This is a genomic window from Pseudarthrobacter sp. GQ63, from assembly GCF_059758765.1.
Genome location: NZ_JCAXEF010000012.1, coordinates 78,381 through 101,142, shown reverse-complemented (window position 1 = coordinate 101,142; position 22,762 = coordinate 78,381). Strand labels below are relative to the sequence as shown.

General features: G+C 66.4%; 17 protein-coding genes and 1 tRNA gene. 12 read left to right on the top strand and 6 right to left on the bottom strand.

The genetic code is table 11. The annotated features are described in order from the left end of the window. Window positions 1–186 precede the first annotated feature (186 nt). From AC6CHP_RS17090 to AC6CHP_RS17050, 9 genes are all read left to right on the top strand, one after another. Window positions 187–1,056 (top strand): sugar phosphate isomerase/epimerase family protein, encoded by an 870-nt coding sequence (locus tag AC6CHP_RS17090; protein WP_498231203.1) that lies wholly within the window; start codon window positions 187–189, stop codon window positions 1,054–1,056. Between the two features lie 28 nt (window positions 1,057–1,084). Further along, window positions 1,085–2,251: a Gfo/Idh/MocA family protein gene (locus AC6CHP_RS17085; protein ID WP_498231201.1), complete on the top strand. Its 1,167-nt coding sequence runs from the start codon at window positions 1,085–1,087 to the stop codon at window positions 2,249–2,251. A gap of 105 nt (window positions 2,252–2,356) precedes the next feature. Then, window positions 2,357–3,418: a LacI family DNA-binding transcriptional regulator gene (locus AC6CHP_RS17080; protein WP_498231199.1), complete on the top strand. Its 1,062-nt coding sequence runs from the start codon at window positions 2,357–2,359 to the stop codon at window positions 3,416–3,418. A gap of 81 nt (window positions 3,419–3,499) precedes the next feature. Continuing rightward, window positions 3,500–4,906, top strand: a complete 1,407-nt coding sequence (gene uxaC, locus AC6CHP_RS17075; RefSeq protein ID WP_498231197.1) for a glucuronate isomerase — start codon at window positions 3,500–3,502, stop codon at window positions 4,904–4,906. Continuing rightward, complete coding sequence (locus tag AC6CHP_RS17070; protein WP_498231194.1) at window positions 4,903–6,345, top strand: mannitol dehydrogenase family protein; 1,443 nt, start codon at window positions 4,903–4,905, stop codon at window positions 6,343–6,345. Before uxaC ends, AC6CHP_RS17070 begins: the two co-directional genes overlap by 4 nt. A gap of 216 nt (window positions 6,346–6,561) precedes the next feature. Next, window positions 6,562–8,385 carry a beta-glucuronidase gene (gene uidA / locus AC6CHP_RS17065; RefSeq protein WP_498231192.1) on the top strand — a complete coding sequence of 608 codons (1,824 nt, stop codon included), beginning with the start codon at window positions 6,562–6,564 and terminating at the stop codon, window positions 8,383–8,385. Between the two features lie 56 nt (window positions 8,386–8,441). After that, window positions 8,442–9,866: a glucuronide transporter gene (uidB, locus tag AC6CHP_RS17060; RefSeq protein ID WP_498231190.1), complete on the top strand. Its 1,425-nt coding sequence runs from the start codon at window positions 8,442–8,444 to the stop codon at window positions 9,864–9,866. Window positions 9,867–9,877: 11 nt separating this feature from the next. Further along, complete coding sequence (manD, locus tag AC6CHP_RS17055; protein WP_498231188.1) at window positions 9,878–11,107, top strand: D-mannonate dehydratase ManD; 1,230 nt, start codon at window positions 9,878–9,880, stop codon at window positions 11,105–11,107. Between the two features lie 62 nt (window positions 11,108–11,169). Then, window positions 11,170–13,437, top strand: a complete 2,268-nt coding sequence (locus tag AC6CHP_RS17050) for a gluconokinase, GntK/IdnK-type (protein ID WP_498231211.1) — start codon at window positions 11,170–11,172, stop codon at window positions 13,435–13,437. 65 nt (window positions 13,438–13,502) lie between these two features. Here AC6CHP_RS17050 and AC6CHP_RS17045 read toward each other — a convergent pair whose 3' ends face one another. The 4 genes from AC6CHP_RS17045 to AC6CHP_RS17030 form a co-directional block, all read right to left on the bottom strand. Further along, window positions 13,503–14,252 carry a maleylpyruvate isomerase family mycothiol-dependent enzyme gene (locus AC6CHP_RS17045; protein WP_491730038.1) on the bottom strand — a complete coding sequence of 250 codons (750 nt, stop codon included), beginning with the start codon at window positions 14,250–14,252 and terminating at the stop codon, window positions 13,503–13,505. Then, the gene (locus tag AC6CHP_RS17040) at window positions 14,252–15,103 is read right to left on the bottom strand and encodes a fumarylacetoacetate hydrolase family protein (protein WP_498231186.1); all 852 of its coding nucleotides are present in this window, start codon (window positions 15,101–15,103) and stop codon (window positions 14,252–14,254) included. The genes AC6CHP_RS17045 and AC6CHP_RS17040 overlap by 1 nt, the downstream gene beginning before the upstream one ends. Beyond that, window positions 15,103–16,245, bottom strand: coding sequence for a cupin domain-containing protein (locus AC6CHP_RS17035; RefSeq protein WP_310111548.1), 1,143 nt, complete (start codon window positions 16,243–16,245; stop codon window positions 15,103–15,105). Before AC6CHP_RS17035 ends, AC6CHP_RS17040 begins: the two co-directional genes overlap by 1 nt. 132 nt (window positions 16,246–16,377) lie before the next feature. Further along, the gene (locus AC6CHP_RS17030; RefSeq protein ID WP_498231209.1) at window positions 16,378–17,160 is read right to left on the bottom strand and encodes an IclR family transcriptional regulator; all 783 of its coding nucleotides are present in this window, start codon (window positions 17,158–17,160) and stop codon (window positions 16,378–16,380) included. Between the two features lie 132 nt (window positions 17,161–17,292). Here AC6CHP_RS17030 and AC6CHP_RS17025 point away from each other — a divergent pair, with 132 nt between their 5' ends. Next, the gene (locus tag AC6CHP_RS17025) at window positions 17,293–18,633 is read left to right on the top strand and encodes an MFS transporter (RefSeq protein ID WP_498231183.1); all 1,341 of its coding nucleotides are present in this window, start codon (window positions 17,293–17,295) and stop codon (window positions 18,631–18,633) included. Further along, window positions 18,626–19,876: an FAD-dependent oxidoreductase gene (locus AC6CHP_RS17020; protein WP_498231181.1), complete on the top strand. Its 1,251-nt coding sequence runs from the start codon at window positions 18,626–18,628 to the stop codon at window positions 19,874–19,876. Before AC6CHP_RS17025 ends, AC6CHP_RS17020 begins: the two co-directional genes overlap by 8 nt. Window positions 19,877–20,140: 264 nt before the next feature. Here AC6CHP_RS17020 and AC6CHP_RS17015 read toward each other — a convergent pair whose 3' ends face one another. Both AC6CHP_RS17015 and AC6CHP_RS17010 read right to left on the bottom strand, forming a co-directional pair. Then, entirely contained in the window at window positions 20,141–20,515 is a 375-nt protein-coding gene (locus AC6CHP_RS17015) for a hypothetical protein (protein ID WP_498231179.1), read from the bottom strand. 165 nt (window positions 20,516–20,680) lie between these two features. Beyond that, a tRNA-Ser gene (locus tag AC6CHP_RS17010) sits at window positions 20,681–20,770 on the bottom strand. A gap of 163 nt (window positions 20,771–20,933) precedes the next feature. Here AC6CHP_RS17010 and AC6CHP_RS17005 point away from each other — a divergent pair. Beyond that, window positions 20,934–22,730 carry an HNH endonuclease signature motif containing protein gene (locus tag AC6CHP_RS17005; RefSeq protein ID WP_498231177.1) on the top strand — a complete coding sequence of 599 codons (1,797 nt, stop codon included), beginning with the start codon at window positions 20,934–20,936 and terminating at the stop codon, window positions 22,728–22,730. The last annotated feature ends 32 nt before the right edge of the window (window positions 22,731–22,762 follow it).

Genomic DNA, 22,762 nt, shown 5'->3' with positions numbered 1-22,762 from the left:
CACCCCGAACACCCCTACACCCAGCGCCTGCTCCTCGCCTCCCCGGTCCCGGACCCCGACCGCCAGGAACAACGCCGCGCCGACCGCCACCGCCTCCTCGAAACCCAACAGCAACAAAACGAACAGGCCGGCGCTGCCGCGTAGGGCCAGCCAAACCAGCACCATCCAACAATCGGAGGACTACACATGGGCAGCACTGCCACCATCGGCGTACAGGCGATGATGCTTAAGGACAGCTTCGCGGAGATCGGGCCGTTCGAGACGCTCCGCAAGGTCAGCGCCATCGGCTATAACGCCGTCGAAATCTCCCAGATCCCCATGACGGCGGAGAACGTGGCCGAGCTGGAGCGCTCCCGCAGCGAACTCGGCATGGAGATCGCCGCCCTGTCGGTGGCACTCGAAAAGCCGGAAGGCCGCCCGGGCGATTCACTTCGCGACGACTTCGGCAAGATCGTGGACGATGCCGCCAGGCTGGGTTCGACGCTGCTGCGGATCGGCATGCTTCCCTTCCCCGCGATGAAATCCCTCGACGCCGTGATCGATTTTGCCAAAGAGGCCAACGGCTACGCGGAGCGCCTCGGGGAGCACGGGATCGGCCTGTACTACCACAACCACCACATTGAATTCGCGAAGTTCGACGGCAAGTACATGCTGGACATCATCGCGGAAAACTCACCGGCCATGGGCATGGAAATCGATGTGCACTGGGTCCAGCGCGGCGGGCTCGATCCCGTCCGGACCCTCGGGAAGTACGCGGGCCGGACCGCCATGGTCCACCTCAAGGACTACCGCATCGGCGCCATGCCGGAAGCGGCGTTCGGGATGCTGGCAGGCGGTGATTTTGCCGGATTCATGCAGGCATTCAAGGACGTGGTGCAGTTCGCCGAAGTGGGGGAAGGGAACCTGGATTTCCCCTCCATCATTCCCGCTGCCCAGGCAGCCGGGGCAAAGTACCTGCTGGTGGAGCAGGACGAACTCTACGGACGCACCGTGTGGGATGCGCTGCAGACCTCCCACGACAACCTGGTGGCCATGGGCCACGGCAACCTTTTCTAGATTCCACACAGATACGGAGCACCCACTCATGGGCAAGAAAGTACGCCTGGGCATCATTGGCCTGGGACAGCAGGGCGGCGCCTACGCCAAATTCATCACGGACGGCCTGGTCCCGAACATGGAAATTGGAGCCATCTGCGACACCGACCCCGCCAAAAAGGACCTCGCGGCGGCCGGCTACCCGGACGTCCCCTTCCACAACGACTACATCGCCATGCTGGAGAGCGGACACGTGGACGCCGTCGTCACCTGCGTGCCGCACTTCCTGCACCCGGAAATGGGCATTGAAGCGCTCAAGCGCAACATCCACGCACTCGTGGAAAAGCCCGCCGGCGTGTACACCAAGCAGGTCAAGGAGCTCAACGACTTCGCGGCAGGCAAGCCTGAACTGTCCTTCGCCATCATGTTCAACCAGCGCAACAACCCGTTGTACCGCCGTTTGAAGGAGATCGTGGAGAACGGCGAAATCGGTGCCATCCGCCGGACCAACTGGATCATCACCAACTGGTGGCGCCCGCAGGGGTACTACAACTCCAGCGCATGGCGCGCCACGTGGGGCGGCGAAGGCGGCGGTGTGCTGGTCAACCAGGCACCGCACCAACTGGACCTCTGGCAGTGGATCTGCGGCGTCCCTAAGTCCGTCTATTCGAAGGTGGCGTACGGGTTCCGCCGGGACATCGCCGTCGAGGACGAAGTCACCGCCGTGGTGGACTACGGCGACGGCGCGACGGGCGTATTCGTCACCGCCACGCACGACATCGTGGGCACCGACCGCTTCGAGATCCTGGGCGACCAGGGCAAGATCGTCGTCGAGAATTCCGCAACGGCAACGGTCACCCGGCTGAAGAAGCCCGAACGCGAACTCAGCGAGGGCATGGGGATGGACGATGTCCGCAAGCTGTTCATGGGACAGCTGAACCCGGAGGAGTACTACAGCACCGAGGTGATCGAATTCGAGACCGCCTGGGGAGCGCAGCACTCCGGCGTCCTGGAGAACTTCGCAGCGAACATCCTGGACGGCACGCCGCTGCTGGCCCCGGGCTCGGACGGTATTAATGGCGTCCGGCTGGCCAACGCAATCCATCTCTCAAGCTGGACCGGCACCGAGGTAGGGCTGGACTTTGACGAGGATGTGTTCCTCGCCGAACTCAACAAGCGCATTGCCGCCGAAGGCACGTTCCCCGAGCGCAGCTAGACCCTTGCCACCAAGCCCAACCGGGTAGCAGTAGGTGTCGTTCTGACCCGTCAAAACGACACTTACTGCGACCTGGTTGCGCTGTTTCCTCGCTAGGATGGGGCGGTGACCGAACCCAAGACGCACGGCCCTGCCGCAACGCCGCACACCGCCCGGAAACCGGCCCGGGACGGCAAGGGGAACGCCACCATCTACGACATCGCCAAAGTGGCCGGAGTCAACCCCTCCACCGTCTCAAGGGCACTCAGCAAGCCCGGCAGGGTCAGCGCCAAGACCCAGAAACTCATTGAGGATGCGGCAGCCGAGCTGAACTACCAGGTCAACCCCTTCGCCCGGGCACTGCCCACCGGCCGGACCAACACGTTCGGCCTGATTGTCGCCGACATCACCAACCCCACCTTCTTCGACATCATCCGGGGCGCCCAGACCACTGGCACCCTGCGGGACTACACCCTGGTGCTGGCCGAATCCGCTGAATCCGCCGCCACCGAGCTGACCGCGGCGAGGCGCATGATGACCACGGCGGACGGCCTGATCCTGGCCAGCCCGCGGATGGACGACGACGACATCCGGGCCCTGGCCCGGGACAAGCCCGTGGTGGTCATCAACCGCGAGGTGGAGGGCATACCGTGCGTCATCCCCGATGTCCGCAAGGGCATCGGGGAAGCCGTCCGCAGCCTCGCCGCCAACGGGCACAAGAGGATGGCCTTTGTGGCCGGGCCCGCGAGGTCCTGGATGTCCGCCCGCCGCTGGGAGGGGGTGCAGGCTGCCTGCGAATGGTCCCATCTTGAGGCCGTGCGCGTGGAATCCACCAAACCAACGGTCGACGGCGGCCGGCAGGTGGCGCGCGACGTGCTGGCCACGAAGGCCACGGCAGTACTGACGTACAACGACCTCCTGGCCATCGGCCTGATGCAGGAACTCCAGGCCGGCGGCATGGCCGTCCCGGACCAGATCAGCATCGTGGGCTTCGACGATATCTTCGGAGCCGACTTCACCACCCCTCCGCTGACCACCGTGCGCTCGCCGCTGGGGGAGTGCGGTGCAGGGGCAGCCACCCGGCTGCTCGACCTGCTGCAGGGGAAGGGCGAACCGGAAGGGACCCTGCGTGTTGAAACCGAACTGGTGCTGCGCGGCTCCAGCGGGCGCCTCCTGGCCTCCGCCTGACCCTGCACAGCCCGTCGGCAACGTTTGGCAATTTATGGCAACCGGTTGACAAGGAGTGGCTGCAAGCCGGACCATTGACCTATGTCACAGTCGATTGCCGCCAACCCAGACAGGCTCCTGCCCGCAGATCCAGGAACGCGCAGCATCGCGCGGGACCTCCTGCAGCGCGTCCAGGACCTCCCCATTATTTCCCCGCACGGGCACGTTGATGCCTCCGTCATCGAGCAGAACACGCCGTTCCCGGATCCGGCAGCGCTGCTGGTCAGCCCGGACCATTACGTCACCCGGCTGATCCATGCCAGCGGCGTCCCGCTGGACCGGCTCCGGGGATCCACCGCATCGCAGCCGGACAGCCGTTCCGTCTGGCGCGAGTTCTGCAAGGCATGGCCGCTGTTCGAGGGCACTGCGTCCGGATACTGGCTCCGTACCCAGTTCTCAAGCGTCTTTGGCCTGGAAGGGGAGGTGGGCGCGGACACTGCCGATGCCAGCTATGACGCCATTTCCGCGAAGCTCCAGGAACCCGGCTTCCGGCCCCGCGAGCTGTTCAAGGACTTCAATATCGAGGTCCTGGCCACCACCGATGATCCGCTGGACACGCTGGACAGCCACAGGGCCATAGCCCAGGACCTCACTTTCCACGGGCGCGTCCTGCCCACCTTCCGTCCCGACGCCTACCTCAACATCGCCCACCCCGCATGGGGGGAGAACGTGGACAGGCTCATCGCGGCAGCGGGCGACGGCGGTACGGGCTATGGCGCCTATCTCACCGCCCTGGAGAACCGGCGTCGTTATTTCGTGGACCACGGAGCGGTCTCGGCGGACCATGGCGTCCGGACCCCTGCCACCCTGAAGCTTGACGCGGCGGACGCCGCGAAGCTGTTCGAGCGCGCCCGCTCGGGCACGGCGACGGCCCGGGACCGGGACGACTTCGAAGCCCACATGATGTACCAGATGGCCCGCATGTCCGTGGAGGACGGCCTGGTGATGACCATCCACCCGGGCTCGTACCGCAACCACCACGAACCAACCTTCACCACCTTCGGCGCCGACACCGGGCATGACATCCCGTTCGCCATCAACTACACCGAGGCCATCCGGCCGGTCCTGCAGGACTTCGGCACCGCCAAGGACTTCCACCTGGTGCTGTTCACCCTGGACGAGACGGTGTTCTCCCGCGAACTGGCCCCGCTGGCCGGCTTCTACCCTTCCGTGTACCTGGGCGCGCCGTGGTGGTTCCTGGACGCACCGGATGCGATGCTGCGGTTCCGCTCCGCCGTTACGGAGACTGCCGGCTTCTCCCGTTCCTCCGGCTTCATTGACGACACCCGGGCCTTCTGCTCCATCCCGGCCCGGCACGATGCCTCCCGCAGGATCGAAGCCTCGTTCCTGGCCCGGCTGGTGGCCGAACACCGCGTCAGCGAAGACCGCGCCCACGAACTCATCGTGGACATCGTGGACGGTTCGCCCCGGCGGGTGTTCAAGCTGTGAGCACCGAACTGCACGCCGCTGCCACGCCGGCTCCCGTCATTCCCGTTGGCGATCTTCCGCAGCTGGACCGTACGCTCCGCCCTGTCCCGAAAGCCCCGGTGCGGATTGTCCACCTGGGCCTTGGCGCCTTCCACCGTTCCCACCAGGCCTGGTACACCCAGCAGGCCCCTGACGCCGCGAACTGGGGCATCGCGGCCTTCACCGGGCGCCGCCCCGACGCCGCCGTGGCCCTCGCGGAGCAGGATGGGCTGTTCACGCTGGTGGAGCGCGCAGACACCGGGGACACCTTCACCGTGGTGGGCAGCATCGTGGAGGCCCTGGACGGCGCAGACGTGGCCCGGCTGGCCCGGCTGGTGGCAGCGCCGGCCACCGCAGTGGTCACCCTGACCATCACCGAGGCGGCCTATGGCCTGGGCGCTGACGGCACGCTCGACACCACAGCGCCCGGCGTCGCCGCTGACCTTGCCCGGCTGGCCTCCGGAGACGCCCCGGCCACCCCCCTTGGCCGGCTGGTGCTGGCACTGGGAGCACGCCGCGATGCAGGGTCCGGTCCGCTGGCCGTGGTCTGCTGCGACAACCTCTCCAACAACGGCACCGTGGCGCGGGAGGCCGTAGCGGGCTTCGCCGGCGCGTTGGACGCCGGCCTGGCCGCCTGGATCGCCACGGACGTCAGCTTTGTCAGCACCTCGGTTGACCGCATCACCCCGCGTACCACCGGGGAGGACATTGCCGGTGTCCAGGCCGCCTGCGGCTACCGGGACTCTTCGCCGGTCATTGCGGAACCCTTTTCGAGCTGGGTGCTGAGCGGGGACTTCCCCGCCGGCCGCCCGCGCTGGGAAGATGCGGGAGCGTTGTTCGTGGAGGACATCGAACCCTACGAAAACCGCAAGCTGTGGCTGCTCAACGGCGCCCATTCGCTGCTGGCCTACGCCGGGCAGCTGCGGGGGCACGGCACTGTGGCGGAGGCCCTGGCGGACCCCGTATGCCTGCAGGCCGTGGAAGCATTCTGGGACGAGGCCGAGGCCAACCTTTCAGGGACGGGGGCGACGGCGGACCTGCAGATCCCTGCGTACCGCGCCGCCCTGCTGGCCCGCTTCGGCAACGCCCGGATTGCGCACAACCTCGCCCAGATTGCCCTGGACGGCAGCACCAAGTTGCGGATGCGCGCTGTTCCGGTCCTGCAGGCGGAACGCGCAGCGGGCCGGCCCGGTGCCGCAGCGGCCCTGATGATCGCTGCGTGGATGGACTGCAGCATCTCGCTTCCCGGGTTCCAGGACCCGCTGGGCAAGGACGTGTCCGCAGCCAACAGCCTCGCAGGAGCGGAGCGGGTCCGGGCGCTGCTTGCCGTGGTGGACCCGGCCCTGGCCTCTGACACCGCCGTGGTGGACCTGGTCCACGGCCTGTGCGGCAGCTTTGCCGGGGGCCTGTCCTCAACATAGGCAGGAAGGCAGGAAAGGGCGCAAAAGGACTGCCCGGCATCCCCAGGGTGCCGGGCAGTCCTTTTTCCTTGTTATTTCAACAAACATTTGGCAACCGCTTGCCAAATGTTTGCCAGGTGACTAGCATTACATCAAGAGCACAACCCCGGCCCGCCGGCCACCCCAGACATTTTCTTCTTTCCGCGCAGCCCGCAAAGACGCGATAGGACTCCCCAAATGCTCAAGCCCCAAACGAGCGAAACCCGCGAACTCGTCAACCTGGATGGCCTCTACCGGTTCAAGGTCGACTTTGACCGGACCGGGCACCGTGACGGCTGGTTCACCGCCCCGCTGGACACCACCCTGGACATGGGGGTTCCGGCGAGCTACAACGACGTCTTCCCGGACAAGGCCATCCGCGACCACGTGGGGTACGTCTGGTACCAGCGTGAGGTGCGCGTCCCGCGCGGCTGGGCGGGGGAGCGGATCCACCTGCGCCTGGACTCCGCCACCCACGAGGGGATGGTCTGGGTGGACGACGTCCTGGTGGCACAGCACACGGGCGGCTACATGCCTTTCAGTGCGGACATCACCAGCCATGTGACGCCCGGCCGGCCCTTCCGGCTGACGATCTCCGTGAACAACGAACTCACCCAGGCAACCATCCCTCCCGGCTCCATCACGGTGACCGGGGACGGGCGGCGGCAGCAGAGCTACCTCCACGATTTTTACAACTACGCCGGCCTGCACCGCAGCGTCTGGCTGTACAGCACCCCGGCCGTCACCGTGGAAGACATCACGGTGGCCACAGGCTTCGAAGGCTCCACCGGCACTGTTGACTACGCCATTACGACGGCGGGCGGCAGCGGCAGCGAGACGGTCACCGTCTCGCTGCGGGACGCCGGCGGCGTCGAGGTGGCCCGTGCGGACGGCGGGAAGGGCGCCCTGGTGGTCAACGACGTCGTGCTCTGGCAGCCGGGCGCCGCCTACCTCTACAGCCTTACGGCGGAGATCTTCGACGGCGACACCCTGCTGGACACCTACACGCTGCCCGTCGGCGTCCGGACCGTCGAGGTCCGCGGCAAGGAATTCCTGATCAACGGGGAGCCGTTCTACTTCACCGGCTTCGGCATGCACGAGGACCACGTCACCGTCGGCAAGGGCCACAGCAACGCCCAGATGGTCAACGACTTCCAGCTCCTTGACTGGGTGGGCGCCAACTCGTTCCGCACCTCGCACTACCCGTACGCGGAGGAGGTCATGGAGTTCGCCGACCGCCACGGAATTGTGGTTATTGACGAAACGGCAGCCGTCGGGCTGCACCTGGGCTTCGGCGCCGTGTTTGGCGGCATCGCCAGGAAGACCTACGAGGAGGGCGGCGTGGACGCCAACACCGCCGCCAACCACCGGCAGGCCATCACGGAACTCGTTGCCCGGGACAAGAACCACCCCTCCGTGGTGATCTGGTCCATCGCCAATGAGCCGAACGGATCAGAGGAGGGCGCCCGCGACTACTTCCAGCCGCTGGCGGAGCTCACCCGCGAACTCGATCCCACCCGTCCCGTGGGCTACGTCAACGTCATGTTCGACACTCCGGACAAGGAACTGCTCGGGGACCTTTTCGACGTCATCATGCTCAACCGCTATTACGGCTGGTACCTGAACAACGGGGACCTCGAGACCGCCGAACAGGTCCTGGAGAAGGAACTCCGGGAATGGGAAGCCAAGTATGGCAAGCCGATCATCATGACCGAATACGGGCCGGACACCATGCCCGGCTTCCACTCCATCTATGAACAGCCCTGGAGCGAGGAATACCAGGCCGCCTTCCTGGCCATGTACCACCGCGTCTTTGACCGTGTGGACGCCATGGTGGGCGAGCAGGTGTGGAACTTCGCAGACTTCCAGACGTCCAACGGCATCATGCGCGTGGACGGCAACAAGAAGGGCGTCTTCACCCGCGACCGGCGGCCCAAGCCTGCCGCGTTCGCCCTGCGCCAGCGGTGGCGTGCGCTGGCCGGCACCAAGAACGGCAGCACGTCGAACACCGCCACCCCCTAGCGTTCCATCTTTCTCGCCGGCCCACGGGGCGGCACCCGGGTAAAGGAGCCCACACCATGAAAAAGCTGAGCAAACTGAGCATCGTCGGCTATGGCGCCGGCGACGCCGCCAATAACCTGGCCTTCACCACCGCCACCATGTTCCTGCTGGTGTACTACACGGACGTCGCCGGCATCTCGGCGGCGGCGGCCGGAACGCTGCTGCTTTCCGTCCGCATCTTCGACGCCTTTGCCGACGTCTTCGCCGGCCGCGTGGTGGACCGCACCTTCAGCAAGCGGTTCGGCAAGTTCCGGCCGTTCATCATGTTCGGCTCCCTTCCGCTGCTCCTGCTGAGCGTTGCCACCTTCTCGGTGCCGCAACTCGGTGAGTCCGGCACCCTCCTCTACGCCTACGTCACCTACGCCGCACTGGGCCTGGCCTACAGCCTGGTCAACATCCCCTACGGCTCCCTCGCGGGAGCCATGACCCAGGACCCGGGCGAGCGTGCCAAGCTGGGCTCTGCCCGCATGGTCGGTGCGCTCCTGGTCGGCTCAGCCCTGGGCATTTTTGTGGCCCCGCTGATCAAGCCCGGCGCCGACCTCCAGGGAACCTTCACCACCATCACCCTGGTCTTCGTCGCGATCGGCGCAGCGCTCTACTTCTTCACCGTCCTCACGGCCAAGGAGCGCGTCCACCGGGCCGTCCCCAACGTGACGCTGAAACAGAGCATGGACACGCTCAAGACCAACAAGCCACTCCTGATGCTCTGCCTCAGCTCCTTCTTCTTCCTCACCGGCTACCTCGCCCTGACGTCCGTGCAGCTCTACTACCTGCGCGACGTCCTGGGCCGGCTGGACCTCTACCCCGTGCTGTCCATTGCGCAGCTGGTCCTGACCTTTGTCCTGGCCGCCTTCATGCCCCGGCTGGTCCGTGCCATCGGCAAGAAGCGCGTCTACATCTACTCGTCCCTGGTGACGGTGGTTGGCGGGACCATCATCTTCTTCACGCCGGCCAGCCAGGTGTGGATCGGCTTCAGTGGACTCCTCATCAGCGTGGTGGGCGTCCTCGCCGTCAACATCGTGGTGTGGGCCCTGGAAGCCGACACCGTGGAATACGGCGAATGGAAGACCGGCGTCCGCACCGAGGGAATCACCTACGCACTCTTCTCCTTCACCCGCAAGACGGGCCAGGCAGTGGGCGGCGCGCTCGCGGCCTACGCCCTGGCGCTGGGAGGGTACAAGTCCGGCGCCGTGCAGTCCGCTGAGGCAGTCTTCGGCATCCAGGTCGCCGCAGGGGCCCTTCCCGCCATCCTCACCCTCCTCGCCGTGCTGGTGATGTCCAAGTACAAACTCACGGACGCCATGCACGCTGACATCCTTGCCGAGATCCGTGCCCGCCGTGAAAGCGGTAGCGCCGACGGTGCTGCCTCCAACGGTGCTGCCCCCGGCGCCGCGGCCGGTCCCACCACAACCCTTCCCGCCACCACCCCAGCCCAGCCCTGAAAGGACCCGCAGTGAAAATCATTGCCGCTGACGTCTTCGTGACCAGTCCCTCCCGCAACTTCGTGACCCTCCGGATCACCACCGAGGATGGTGTGACGGGTATCGGAGATGCCACCCTGAACGGCCGCGAACTGGCCGTCGCCGCCTACCTCAAAGAACACGTTGCCCAGCTGCTGATCGGCAAGGACCCGCACCGGATCGAGGACACCTGGCAGTTCCTGTACCGCTCCTCCTACTGGCGCCGCGGGCCCGTGACCATGGCCGCGATCGCCGCCGTGGACATGGCGCTGTGGGACATCAAGGGCAAAATGGCCGGAATGCCGGTCTACCAGCTCCTCGGCGGGGCATCCCGCAACGGGCTGCGCGCCTACGGCCACGCCTCGGGAGCTGACCTCCCGTCCCTGTTCGATTCCGTCCGGGAACACCTGGAGCTGGGGTACAAGTCCATCCGCATCCAGACCGCCGTTCCCGGCATTAACGCCGTGTACGGTGTGGCCGCGCAGGCGCAGGCCTCGGGTGAACGCTATGACTACGAGCCCGCCGGCCGCGGGGCGTTCCCGGTCGAGGAGGACTGGGACACCCGCGCCTACCTCCGCCACCTGCCCACCGTATTCGAGGCGGTCCGGAACGAATTCGGCCCCGAGATCCCGCTGCTGCATGACGGCCACCACCGGATGACGCCGATCCAGGCCGCGAAGCTGGGCAAGGCGCTGGAGCCGTATGACCTGTTCTGGCTGGAGGACTGCACCCCGGCCGAGAACCAGGAAGGCCTGCGCCTGGTCCGCCAGCACACCACCACACCGCTGGCCATCGGTGAAATCTTCAACACCGTCTACGACTACCAGACCCTCATCAAGGAACAGCTGATCGACTACGTCCGCGCCGCGTCCACCCACTTCGGCGGGATCTCGCCGCTGAAGAAGGTCATGGACTTCGCCGCGCAGTACCAGATCAAGTCCGGCTTCCACGGCCCCACCGATATCTCCCCGGTGGGCTTCGCAGCCCAGCTGCACGTGGGCCTGGCCATCCACAACTACGGCATCCAGGAATACATGCAGCACTCTGACAAGACCAACGAGGTCTTCCAGCAGTCCATGACCTTCAAGGACGGCTACCTGCACCCGGGCGACAAACCCGGCATCGGCGTCGAATTCAACGAGGAAGCTGCGGCTGCCTTCCCGTACCAGCAGGCCTACCTGCCCTACAACCGCCTTATCGACGGAACGGTCCACGACTGGTGAACACTCCCAAGCCCCAGGAAACCGCCCAGGACAGCGGCCAGGCCAAGCTCCGCGTGATCGTCATGGGCGTCTCCGGCTGCGGCAAGACCACCATCGGCGACCTCGTCGCAAGGGAACTCGGTGTCCCCTTCCTCGACGGCGATTCCCTCCACCCCGTGGAGAACGTCGCCAAGATGGCTGCCGGCACGCCCCTGACCGACGAGGACCGCTGGCCGTGGCTCGCCACCGTGGGCACCGAACTGGCCAACGCCGGCGACGGCGGACTGGTCCTGGCCTGCTCCGCACTGCGCCGCAGCTACCGCGACGCCATCCGGGAACAGGCGCCGGACACCGTCTTCCTGCACCTGCACGGCAGCAAGGACGTCCTGAGGGCCCGGACAGAAGGGCGCTCCGGCCACTTCATGCCGCCGGCCCTCCTCGACTCACAGCTGGCCACACTTGAACCGCTCGACGCCGGCGAAACCGGCATCGTGGTGGACATCGCGGCGCCCGTGCAGCAGGTGGTCCGGGAGGCACTCGACGGACTTGCCGCCGTCGGCCCTTCCCCGGAACGCAGTGCAGGAGGTGCCGCGGGCACCCAGCCCCGCCAGTTCGACGTCGACCTCCAGGCCGCGCCGTTCAATCTCGACGGCGACGCCGTTAAGTGGGTGGATTCCACCATCGCCGGCATGAGCCTCGAGGAAAAGATCGGGCAGCTGTTCATCAACCACAACAACGACTACTCCCCGGAGTACCTCGACGGCGTGCTGGGGAACTACCACGTGGGCGGCATGCGCTACCGGCCAGGCCCCTCCGCCGCGGTGCAGGAGCACATCCGGTACGCCCAGTCCAGGACCCGGATTCCGCTGCTGGTGGCCTCCAACCCTGAAATGGGAGGAGCCGGCAGCTGCGACGACGGCACGTTCGTGTCCACGCACCTGCAGGCCGGCTCCCACCCGGACAAGGCCATCGCGCGGCAGATGGGCCAGGTTGCCGGCGTCGAAACCGCGGCGCTGGGCTGCAACTGGGCGTTCGCGCCGATCGTGGACATCCACTACAACTGGCGGAACACGGTCATCTCCACCCGGTCCTTCGGCAACACCCCGGAGATCGTGGTGGAGCGGGCCAAGGAGTACTTCGACGGCATCAGCGAGTCACCCACCGTCTGTGCCATGAAGCACTTCCCCGGCGACGGCATCGACGAACGCGACCAGCACGTGGTCACGTCCTACAACACCCTTGGCTACGAGGACTGGAACCGGACCTACGGGCACGTGTACCGGGAAATGATCGGCCACGGCGTGCAGTCCATCATGATCGGGCACATCGGGGCACCGGAACTGTCCCGGCACTTCCGCCCCGGCCTGGCCGACGCGGACATCCTTCCGGCCACGCTGTCCCCGGAGCTGCTCCAGGACCTGCTGCGCGGGGAGCTCGGCTTCAACGGGCTGGTCCTCACGGACGCCTCGCAGATGATCGGCCTCACCCAGGCCATGAAACGCAAGGACCTGGTGCCGGCCACCATTGCTGCAGGCTGCGACATGTTCCTCTTCTTCCGCAACCCCGCGGAAGACTTCGGCTACATGATGGACGGCTACAAGTCCGGCGTCATCACCGAGCAGCGGCTGCATGATGCGCTGCGCCGGATCCTGGGGCTGAAAGCGTCCCTTGGTTTGCACGTGCGGCCGCGCGCGGAACTCGTGCCGCCCGTGGAAGCGCTGGACAGGATTGGCAGCGAGGCCCACCGCGCCATTGCCGCGGAGATCGCTGACAAGACGGTCACGCTGGTCAAGGACACGGCCCACAACCTGCCCATCACGCCGCAGACGCATCCGCGGATCCGGCTGTACGGCATCTCCGGCGGGGCGGACTTCACGCGCGCCGATCCGCTCGCCTACCTGGACACCGTCAAGGAGGAACTGGAGGCCGCCGGCTTCGAGGTGCACCTGTTCAAGACGGCGGACCAGCGGGAGGCCGCGGGGGAGACTGGCGTGAACTTCATGTCAATCATCTCGGAGGAAGCCACCGGGGACTATGCGGACAAGTACGACGCCGCTTTTGTGTTCGCCAATGTGAAGGGGTTCGCCCAGGAGGCGGCCATCCGGATCAAGTGGTCCACTCCCATGGCCGCGGAAATCCCGTGGTATGTCACCGAGGTTCCCACCGTGTTCGTTTCGCTGAACCAGCCGAACCACCTGATTGACGTGCCCATGGTGAAGACGGCGATCCACGCCCACGCCGGGTCCCGCGAGGCAATCCGGGCCACCATCGAAAAGATCCAGGGCAAGTCCGCGTTCCAGGGCACGTTCAACGACAACGTGTTCTGCGGTTCCTTCGACACAAGGCTCTGACCGGCGCACTAAAAAGGAAAGCCCCTCCATGAGGGGCTTTCCTTTTTCCTGCTGCGTGGAGGTGCCTAGATCCACTTCGGTGCGGCGGGGAAGCCTTCGGTAGTGCCCGGTCCGGTGGCGGTGACGCCGTGGGAGCCGCGGCCGGCGGCCCATTGGACGACGGCGGGCAGCGGCCCGGTGACGGTCGTCGGGTCAGCGGCGCCCACGTCACCGAACGCCAGGTCCGTACCGTCCACCTTGACCAGGAGCCCGGTGTCGGTGCCCCGGGTGTGCCAGGCGCTGGTGATGTCCCTGAGCAGGCGTTCCAGGACGGGGACCGGAATGTCGCTGAAAGTGGCACCGTTGTCCAGGTCCACGGCGTGCATCCAGACTTCCCGGGTCCGCATCCACACGGTTTCCTCCGCCGGGACAATGCGTCCCTGGGCGGTCTTGACCTTGTGGTGCCAGGCGTCGGCGGGCAGGTCGCGCCATTCCACGTTCAGGTGCACGGCGGAGTGGTCGAAGAGGTGCCGCAGGGCGATCGGGGACAGGGTGGACCCGAAATCGATCTCGTGGTTGCGGGCCTCCGGTGAGGGATACATCGGGGTTTCGACGCCGGTGGCTGCCCATTCGATCAGCCGTGCGATGGCGCGGGCGTTGTAGCCCACGTGTGCCACGACATGGCGGCGTGTCCAGCCGGGGAGGAGGGTGCCGCCGTCGAGCTCTGCGTCGGAAAGCTCGTTGAGCTTGCGGGCGAAGAACGCGGTGCCCCGGCGTGCCTGGAGCAGTGCGTCCAGGAGCGCCGGGTCGGTGGTCTGGTCGTGGCGGGCAACCATCAGGCTTCCTTGACCACGCGGTTCTTCAGCTGGCCCAGGCCCTCGATGGTGGTCACCAGGACCTGGCCTTCCTGCAGGTAGCGCTTGGGGTCCTGGGCGTGGCCCACGCCGCCGGGGGTGCCGGTGGCGATCACATCGCCCGGGTTCAGCGTGATGATCGTGGAGATGTAGGAGACCAGGAATTCAGGGGTGAACACCAGGTCCGAGGTGGGGGTGGACTGCTGGACGTCGCCGTCCACGGCGGAGGTCATGAGCGGTCCGGGAATGAATTCGTCCTTGGTGACCAGGGCCGGGCCGAACGGGGTGGACTTCTCCCAGGTCTTGCCCTGCAGCCACTGGATGGTGCGGAACTGGTAGTCGCGCATGGAGATGTCGTTCAGGACGGCGTAGCCGGCGATGTGGTCCGCGGCGTCGGCCTCGCTGATCCGGCGGCCCTGCTTGCCGATGACGACGGCGAGTTCGGCTTCCCAGTCCACGGTGTCCGATTCCTGGGGCAGGGCGAGGTCGTCGTTGGGCCCGATCAGGGATTCGGCGTACTTGGCGAACAGGGTGGGGTATTCGGGGACTTCCCGGCCCATCTCCTTGATGTGGTTGCGGTAGTTGTGGCCCACGCAGATGATCTTCCCCGGGGAAGGCACGACGGCGGCGAGGTCCGCGCCGTCGAGGGGGTGCGTTGCGCCGTTGGCCGCCTTCGCGGTGGTTTCCCAGGCGGGGTCCTGCAGCAGGGCTCCGACGTCGGCGAAGCCGGGGATCTCGGTGAGGGTGTCGCCGTCCTGGCGGACCGCCGTCGTGCGCGCTTCAGTGCCGGTGGCAGCGTACCCGGAGGTCAGGCGGAGGGTGAGGAGTTTCATTACTTGGTGCGTCCTTCGATGTAGGTGCGGTTGAAGTTCAGGCGCTCAAAGATGGGGGCGTCGCTGAAGCGGAAAAGGTCGAACTCCGTTCGTGAGCCTGCGTCAGCCTGAAGCGACCAGGCAGCCCAGGACGGGACCACGAACAGGTCGCCCTTGGCCAGGGTCCGGGTTTCGCCGTTCAGGACCACGGAGCCGGAGCCCTCGAAGACCTGCCAGACGCTGGAGCCTACCTCGCGGACCGTTTCGGTGGCGGCGCCGGCGCGGAGGCGGTGGAACTCGGCCCGGATGGTGGGCATCACGTCCCCGCCGGTGGTGGGGTTGGTGTAGCGGATGGCGGCGTGGCCCTGGGACACGGTGGCCGGGTGGCCCTCGTCCTCCAGGAGCAGCTGCTCGCGCAGGGCCGCGTCCGTGTACTTCCACCGGTACGCGGCGATGGGGGAGCTGGTGGTGTCATCCAGGCCGGAAAGCGGGCGCAGGCCGGGGTGGGCCCAGAGGCGCTCGGAGCGGGAAATGTCCGGGGTGGCCTCGTCGGTGACGCGTTCTGTGCCGAACTCGAAGAACCCTGCGTCCGCGTAGTGCACGAACGGGATGTCCAGGCCGTCGATCCAGGCCATCGGCTCATCGGTGTCGTTGTGGTGGCCGTGGAAGTTCCAGCCCGGGGTAAGCAGGAAGTCCCCGCGGGACATCCGCACCGGATCCCCGTTCACCACGGTCCACACACCCTCGCCCTCAACCACAAAGCGGAACGCATTCTGGGAGTGGCGGTGCTCCGGCGCGGTTTCGCGGCCGCCGAGGTACTGGATCGCTGCCCACAACGTGGGGGTTGCGTAAGCGGTGCCGCCAAGGCCGGGGTTGGCAAGGGCGATAGCGCGGCGTTCCCCACCGCGGCCCACCGGCACCAGGTCACCGGCACGGGCGGCCAGCGGGTAGAGGTCGCTCCACCGCCACACATGCGGCACAGCCTTCGGTGACGGGACCATCGGCATCAGGTCGCCAATCTCGGTCCACAGCGGAATCAGGTTCTCTTTATCGAAATCCCGGTACAGCTGCTCCAGCTGGGCAGCCTCCTCGGGCGTGGGCTCCGGAGCGGTGATCCCCGCGGCCACAGATTCATGGGTCGTGTTCTCGGCGCTGATGGACACGTGGGCCTCCTTTGTAGGTCAGAACAGTTCTTTGGCGTGGCCTGACTCTACGGAAGGACGGGGTGTGAGCTCCAACATATTCTGCTGTTCAGAATTCCGCGCCGCTGCGGTGCAGACGGGATGCTGCGGCCTTTAGTCCGGCTCTGCCGGATTCGCGGCGATATCGATCTCAAGCTGCCGGCAGCATTCCTTCAGGGCGGGGACCAGTCCGGCGTCGAACACTGCGCGGAAGCGGGTGGCGGGGGTGGCGACGCTGAGGGCGCCCACCACCTGCCCGTGCCGGTTGTGCAGCGCCATCCCCAGGGCGCTGACGCCGTCCTCTGTTCCTTCGAAGTTGGCTGCGAAGCCGTTGCCGCGGATGGACTCCAGCTCGCGCAGGAACTTCGGATACTCGTCGTCGGGAATGGTGTCCCCGCCAATCTCGGCGTTGTTGCTGCGGAACAGCTGTTCCAGCATGTGCGGTTCGAGTTCCGCCAGCATGGCCTTGCCCCCGGAGGTCCTGTTCGCGGGCATCACCGTTCCCTGGCGGTCGCCAACCCGCAGCACATTGTTGCCCTCCACTGTTGCCAGGAAGCGGACTTTGGTGCCCACCCGCACCATGAGGTTCACCGTCTCGTTGAGCTGGGCTGAGAGGAGCTCCATATGGGGCTGGGCCAGCGAACGGAGCAGCCTGGTCCAGCTCAGCCCGGCCGGGCCGACCCCCATGGCAGGACCGGGAACATAGCGGCGGGTTTCGTCCTGCACGGCGAAGCCCCGGTACACCAGCATGGCCAGGAGCCGGTGGGCGGTGGACGGAGCCACCCCCAGCTCCTCGGCGGCGTCGCTCAGCCGCAGCGTCCCGCCGTCGCGCAGGAGCTGGAGGAGCTGCAGCGCATTGTCCACCGCCTCGATGGAGTATGTGGGCCGCTTCTGCACTGGTTTTTTCTGTGCAGGCTTCTTCTGTGCAGGCTTCCGTGCTGCCGTCGTGGTGGCTGGTTGCGGAAGCGGGTTTTTCTGCACATCAGAATTGTATTGTGGTTCATCTTCGGTGGCCATGACAGTAGTGGGATGAATCACACACTTCCCGCTGCAGAGACGCAACGGTCCTCGCCGGGGGCCTCCGCCCCCACGTCCAATGACGGGCACGGCCGGTTCTCGAAGGCCTCGGCAGCCGCAGTCCTCGTGTGCTGGCTGCTGGTGGTCTTCGATGGTTACGACCTCATCGTGTACGGCACGGTCCAGTCCTCCCTGATCACCGAAACCGGCTGGGGGCTGACCAAGGCAACCGCCGGGACGGTCGGCTCAATGGCCTTCCTGGGCATGATGATCGGGGCGATCTTCGCCGGCCGCATGGCCGACTCGTGGGGCCGCCGCAGGACCATCCTCGGCTGCGCCATCGTCTTCTCCGTCTTCACCGTCCTCTGTGCCTTCGCTCCCAACGCCGCTGTCTTTGGAGCCCTGCGGCTCCTCGCCGGAATCGGACTCGGCGGCCTGGTGCCGTCCGCGAATGCCCTGGTTGCGGAGCTGGTCCCCGCCAAGTGGCGGTCCATCGTGGCCACCCTGATGATGTCCGGTGTTCCGATCGGCGGCTCCATCGCGGCCCTTGTTGGCATCCAGCTCATTCCGGCCTTTGGCTGGCAGTCGATGTTCCTGGTGGCCGTGCTGGCCCTGGTGATCGTGGTGCCGCTGGGGCTCAAGTACCTGCCGGAGACCCTGGCGCCCGCCGGCAAGGCAGCCTCCAAAACCGCCACGGAGACTGTCGCGGCCAAGGAACCCTCCGGCTTCTCCCTGCTCCTCCGCGCACCCTACCTGGGCATCAGCATGCTGTTCGCCGTTGCCACCATCGCCACCCTCTTCGCCTGGTACGGGCTGGGGACCTGGCTGCCGAACCTCATGCAGCTTGCGGGCTACAACCTGGGCTCCGCCCTGACCTTCGCCCTGGCCCTGAACCTCGGTGCCGTGGCCGGATCCGTTATTACCGCCTGGGCGGGGACTCGCTTCGGACCAATTCCGACGGCGATCGCGGCAGCCGCCGTCGCCGCCGTCGCGCTGGTGGTGCTGGTGAGCGGGCCCTCCGTCTCCATCGTCTACCTGATGCTGGTCCTGGCCGGCGTCGGAACCCACGGCACGCAGTGCCTCATCATCGCCGCGGTAGCCAGCCACTATCCCGCCCACCTGCGGGGAACGGCACTTGGCTGGGCGCTCGGCACGGGCCGGATTGGCGCCGTCGTAGCTCCCCAGGTGGGTGGCCTCCTGCTGGCTGCCGGGCTGGGCGTCAATTCCAACTTCCTGGCCTTCGCAGGTGCCGCCGGCATCGCAGCAGTCCTGCTGGCCGCCGTCGGCATCAACCTCAAATCAAAACTCTCAACTTCCCACTCAACCCCAACAACAGGAGTTAGCAATGTCTGAGCACGCCACGTCCACCGATGTCCTGGTGATCGGAGGGGGAATGGCCGGGCTGGCCGGCGCCCTCGCACTGCGCGAGAACGGTGCCAACGTGACCCTGGTGGAGCGCGCCCCCGAATTCGGCGAGGTGGGCGCCGGGCTGCAGATGGCGCCCAACGCCTCCCGCGTCCTCAAGCGCTGGGGCCTGCTGGAAAAGGCGCTGGAAATCGGCGTCCAGCCCAAACACCTGGTGTTCCGCGACGCCGTCACCGGCGAGGAACTCACCCGCCAGACCCTCAACGGGGAATTCGAGGAGCGCTACGGCGCGCCCTACGTGGTGATCCACCGCAGCGACCTGCACCGGGTGCTGCTGGAGGGCTGCGAGGCGGCGGGCGTCAAGCTGGTGAACGATGTCACGGTGGAGAGTGTGGAAACGGTGGGCGGCCGCGGCGTGGCACACACCCTGGCCGGCGTGGACTTCGAAGCCGACGTCGTGATCGGCGCCGACGGCCTCCGGTCCACCCTGCGCCCGCTCGTTGCCGATGATGAGCCCGTGTCCTCGGCCTACGTTGCATACCGTGGCACCGTTCCCATCACTGAGAACACCCCGAAGGCGGACCTTGAGGACGTCATCGTCTACCTCGGGCCGGACTGCCACCTGGTGCAGTACCCGCTGCGCAAGGGCGAACTGCTCAACACTGTGGCAGTCTTCAAGTCGCCGTCCTTCGAACGCGGCGAAGAGCAGTACGGGGGAGTGGACGAGCTCGAGGCCGCCTACAAGGACTGCGTCCCGGCTGTGCAGGAAGCGCTGAAGAACCTGGCCACCGGCATCCGCTGGCCCATGTACGACCGCGACCCGATCGAGAACTGGGTTGCCGGCCGGATGGTGCTGATGGGCGACGCCGCGCACCCCATGCTCCAGTACCTGGCCCAGGGCGCCTGCCAGGCCCTTGAGGACGCGGCAGCGCTGCAGGATGCCACGGTCGGCACTGTTTTCACAGGCGAGGGAATCAGGCCCGAAGCGTGGGATGTGGCCCTCCGCGAGTTCAATGATGTTCGCGCCGGGCGCACCGCCCGCGTCCAGCGCACCGCCCGCGTGTGGGGCGAGTCCTGGCACGTGTCCGGCCTGGCCCGCACCCTCCGCAACCTGCTGTTCAAGAGCCGAAAGGACAACAACTTCCAGTACAACGACTGGCTGTACGGGCAGGATGGCGACGGCGTTCCCTCCGTTACCGCCAAGCGTGTTGCCGAGAAGGCAGCGGCGTAGGGGCGTCAGTACACCCCCTTTAGTTGGTGCCTGCTGTGGGACTTGGTCCCGTTACCGCCAAGCGTGTTGCCGAGAAGGCAGCGGCGTAGGGGCGTCGAGCCAGAATTCAGGCCCTGGACAAAGTCCAGGGCCTGAATTCCTTAACGCTGCCGTCCCGCCGTCGTCGTAACGCTCGCTCGTCGTAACCCTTCGTCGTCGTAACCCTTCGTCGTCGACCTTGCCGGTGGGCTGAACTGGACACGTAGCTGATTCGCTCGCTTGGCGTTAGGTGCGGGCAAACCGCTGGAGGTAGAGGAACAGTCCAAGGAATGCGATTACACCCAGCAGCGGCCCAGCCCAGGTGGCTGCCGGCGTGCCGCGGATGAGTAGTGCCCCGGCTCCGAAAAGGCTTCCGATAACACCGGCACCGGCACCGGCACCGGCACCGGGACCGGCACCAGCACCGGGACCGGCAAGCCCGGCTTGGGTCTTCCGGACAGCCTGGCGGTACCGGACGCTGCGCAGGACGACGATGAGGATGAAGGCTCCACCCACGAACAGAGGCCAAGGCCAATCTGCCATGGCCACAACGCTCACGGTGAACCCGTACGTGGCTGCCAATGCCAACCAGTGGTTCCTTCCGACGGCGTTGGTGCTCATCAGCATCCCCCTTTGAAGTCCATGCGGTAAACATACCTACCCCGCTGAGGAGTTCACGGGCGCTGATGGGCAAGTGATCTGCAGCGCCCGTTGATTCTGCGCCTTCAGCGCAAAGCAAAAGGCCCTGCCTTCCTCAGTTATCAGGAAAAGCAGGGCCTCGCTACATGGCGGTGACGGTGGGATTTGAACCCACGTTGGCTTTGACACCAAACAACATTTCGAGTGTTGCACCTTCGGCCGCTCGGACACGTCACCAACCTCAATAGGGTACCGGAGCAAGGCGTGCATCCCCAAAACGGGATTGTCGGGAGGAGCTCCCGCTGCCCTGGCAAAGAGGCCGGAAAAGATTTTTACAATTCTTTTCAGCCGGGGTGCACCGGACCCCTTAAATGTCAGACCCTCGCATGAAGATGGATTTATGGAAGGCAATCCGGTGGTGGTGGAGGCGGAGGCAGCGGTTGACGCTTCTGTGGCTGCTTTTACGGCCGTGCTCGCGGGCGGCGGTGCGGCTGTTTCCGGTCCGTCCGGTTCTGGCGCTGCTGTTGCCGGTTCGCCTGTTTCTGGCGCTGCTGTTTCCGGGTCGCCTGCTTCCGGTCTTGGGGGTGGGGTTGATGATGATCCGTTGCAGCGGGTTGCTGATGGGGCGTTGGATGTCCTTGCCGGGGTGGCGCGGTCGGAGGCGAAGCTGGCGGCGGTGAAGGCGCAGGCGGTTCAGGTGTTGGCTGCCGCCACGAGTGTGCTGAACGGTCCGCCGTCCTCCCCGCAGGAGGCAACGGCCCAGGACCGGAGCCTGGTGGCCGAGGTCGGCTGTGCACTGGCCATCGGTGACCGCGCCGCCGGCGCCCTGTTGGCCGAGTCCCACGCCCTGACCACGATCCTGCCCCGAACCCTCGCCGCTTTGCAGGGCGGTTCTATCTCCTGGCAGCACGCCCGGGAAATGGTGAACCAGACCGTGGGCCTTGACCGGGCCGGAGCAGCCGCTTTGGAGAAGTTTTTCCTGGACCCGGACACGCCACGGCCGGCCGGTGCGGCGACGATCGGGGAGATGCCGGCCTACCGGTTCAAGGCCAAGGCCCGGACGTGGCGGGAACGCCACCATCCCGAGTCGCTGGAGAAGCGCCATATCAAGGCCGCGGCGGACCGGCGGGTCGAATACCGGCCTGACCAGGACGGCATGGCATGGCTCTCCGCTTGTTTGCCCGCGCACCAGGCTCTGGCAGGCTGGAACCGCCTAAACGCTCTCGCGCGGGCCGCACAAGGACCCAACGAACCCCGCACCCTCACCCAACTCCGGACCGACAAATTCGCCCAAGCCATCCTCACCAGCGGAACCAGTGCAACCTTCCATGCAGACAACAGTGCAGGTAACGGCGAGGAAGCAAGCGACAGCGACGGAGCCGGCGCAGGAACCGGTGCTGGCCTGCTTTCCCCGGGGATCCGGGCCCAGGTCCTGGTCACCGTGCCGGTGTTCTCGCTGATGGGCCTGACGGAGGAGCCGGCGGTGCTGGACGGGTTCGGCCCCGTTCCGCCGTCCATGGCGAGGGACCTGGTCGCGAACGGGGCCGATGCGTTCCACCGCGTCCTGGTCGATCCGAGGGACGGGGCCCCGCTGGAGATCGGCCGGACCAGCTACCGGGTCACCAAAGCCATGCGGAACTGGCTGCGGATGCGGGACGGCAAATGCCCCTTCCCCGGCTGCAACAACCCGTCGTTGGATAACGAGGCAGACCACCTCCTCGCCTGGCACCACGGCGGAACCACCGGCATCAGCAACCTCGGACAAACCTGCCCGAAACACCACAAACTCCGGCACACCACCGGCTGGAAACCAACACCAGCCACCAAAAACCAACCACCCGGCTGGACCTCACCCACCGGCCGCCACTACAAAAGCGAACACCAAGACTGGCAACCACCCCACTGGCCGGAATCTGTCCTGTCGGCCTCCGGGGAAGAGTTCAGGATCCCTGAGGATCTTTCCGAAGCCGTGCCTCCGCCTGATGAACTCTCGCAGCGGCGCCAGTTCCCGGGCTACCTCTCCGAGGTCAAGGCTTCTGCCGACGATCTTGCCTTCGAGAGTCTGTTTCCCCACGACGAGTTTCCCGAAGACACTTTTGCTGACTGGTTCCTGCCCGGATACCGGCAGCCGAAGGACCCCCTGTCCGAAGAGGCCTGGTGGGTGGTGGCTGGCGAAGGAGTTCCTGCCGCCCCCTGATGGAGGGCGCGGCGGGGTGATGACCATCCGCT

Excerpts from the sequence above, each read along its gene's own strand:
- AC6CHP_RS17090 (WP_498231203.1), top strand. The coding sequence starts at position 187 with ATGGGCAGCACTGCCACCATCGGCGTACAGGCGATGATGCTTAAGGAC.
- AC6CHP_RS17085 (WP_498231201.1), top strand. The coding sequence starts at position 1,085 with ATGGGCAAGAAAGTACGCCTGGGCATCATTGGCCTGGGACAGCAGGGC.
- uxaC (WP_498231197.1), top strand. The coding sequence starts at position 3,500 with ATGTCACAGTCGATTGCCGCCAACCCAGACAGGCTCCTGCCCGCAGAT.
- uidA (WP_498231192.1), top strand. The coding sequence starts at position 6,562 with ATGCTCAAGCCCCAAACGAGCGAAACCCGCGAACTCGTCAACCTGGAT.
- uidB (WP_498231190.1), top strand. The coding sequence starts at position 8,442 with ATGAAAAAGCTGAGCAAACTGAGCATCGTCGGCTATGGCGCCGGCGAC.
- AC6CHP_RS17050 (WP_498231211.1), top strand. The coding sequence starts at position 11,170 with ATGGGCGTCTCCGGCTGCGGCAAGACCACCATCGGCGACCTCGTCGCA.
- AC6CHP_RS17045 (WP_491730038.1), bottom strand. The coding sequence starts at position 14,252 with ATGGTTGCCCGCCACGACCAGACCACCGACCCGGCGCTCCTGGACGCA.
- AC6CHP_RS17040 (WP_498231186.1), bottom strand. The coding sequence starts at position 15,103 with ATGAAACTCCTCACCCTCCGCCTGACCTCCGGGTACGCTGCCACCGGC.
- AC6CHP_RS17025 (WP_498231183.1), top strand. The coding sequence starts at position 17,293 with ATGAATCACACACTTCCCGCTGCAGAGACGCAACGGTCCTCGCCGGGG.
- AC6CHP_RS17020 (WP_498231181.1), top strand. The coding sequence starts at position 18,626 with ATGTCTGAGCACGCCACGTCCACCGATGTCCTGGTGATCGGAGGGGGA.
- AC6CHP_RS17015 (WP_498231179.1), bottom strand. The coding sequence starts at position 20,515 with ATGAGCACCAACGCCGTCGGAAGGAACCACTGGTTGGCATTGGCAGCC.
- AC6CHP_RS17005 (WP_498231177.1), top strand. The coding sequence starts at position 20,934 with ATGGAAGGCAATCCGGTGGTGGTGGAGGCGGAGGCAGCGGTTGACGCT.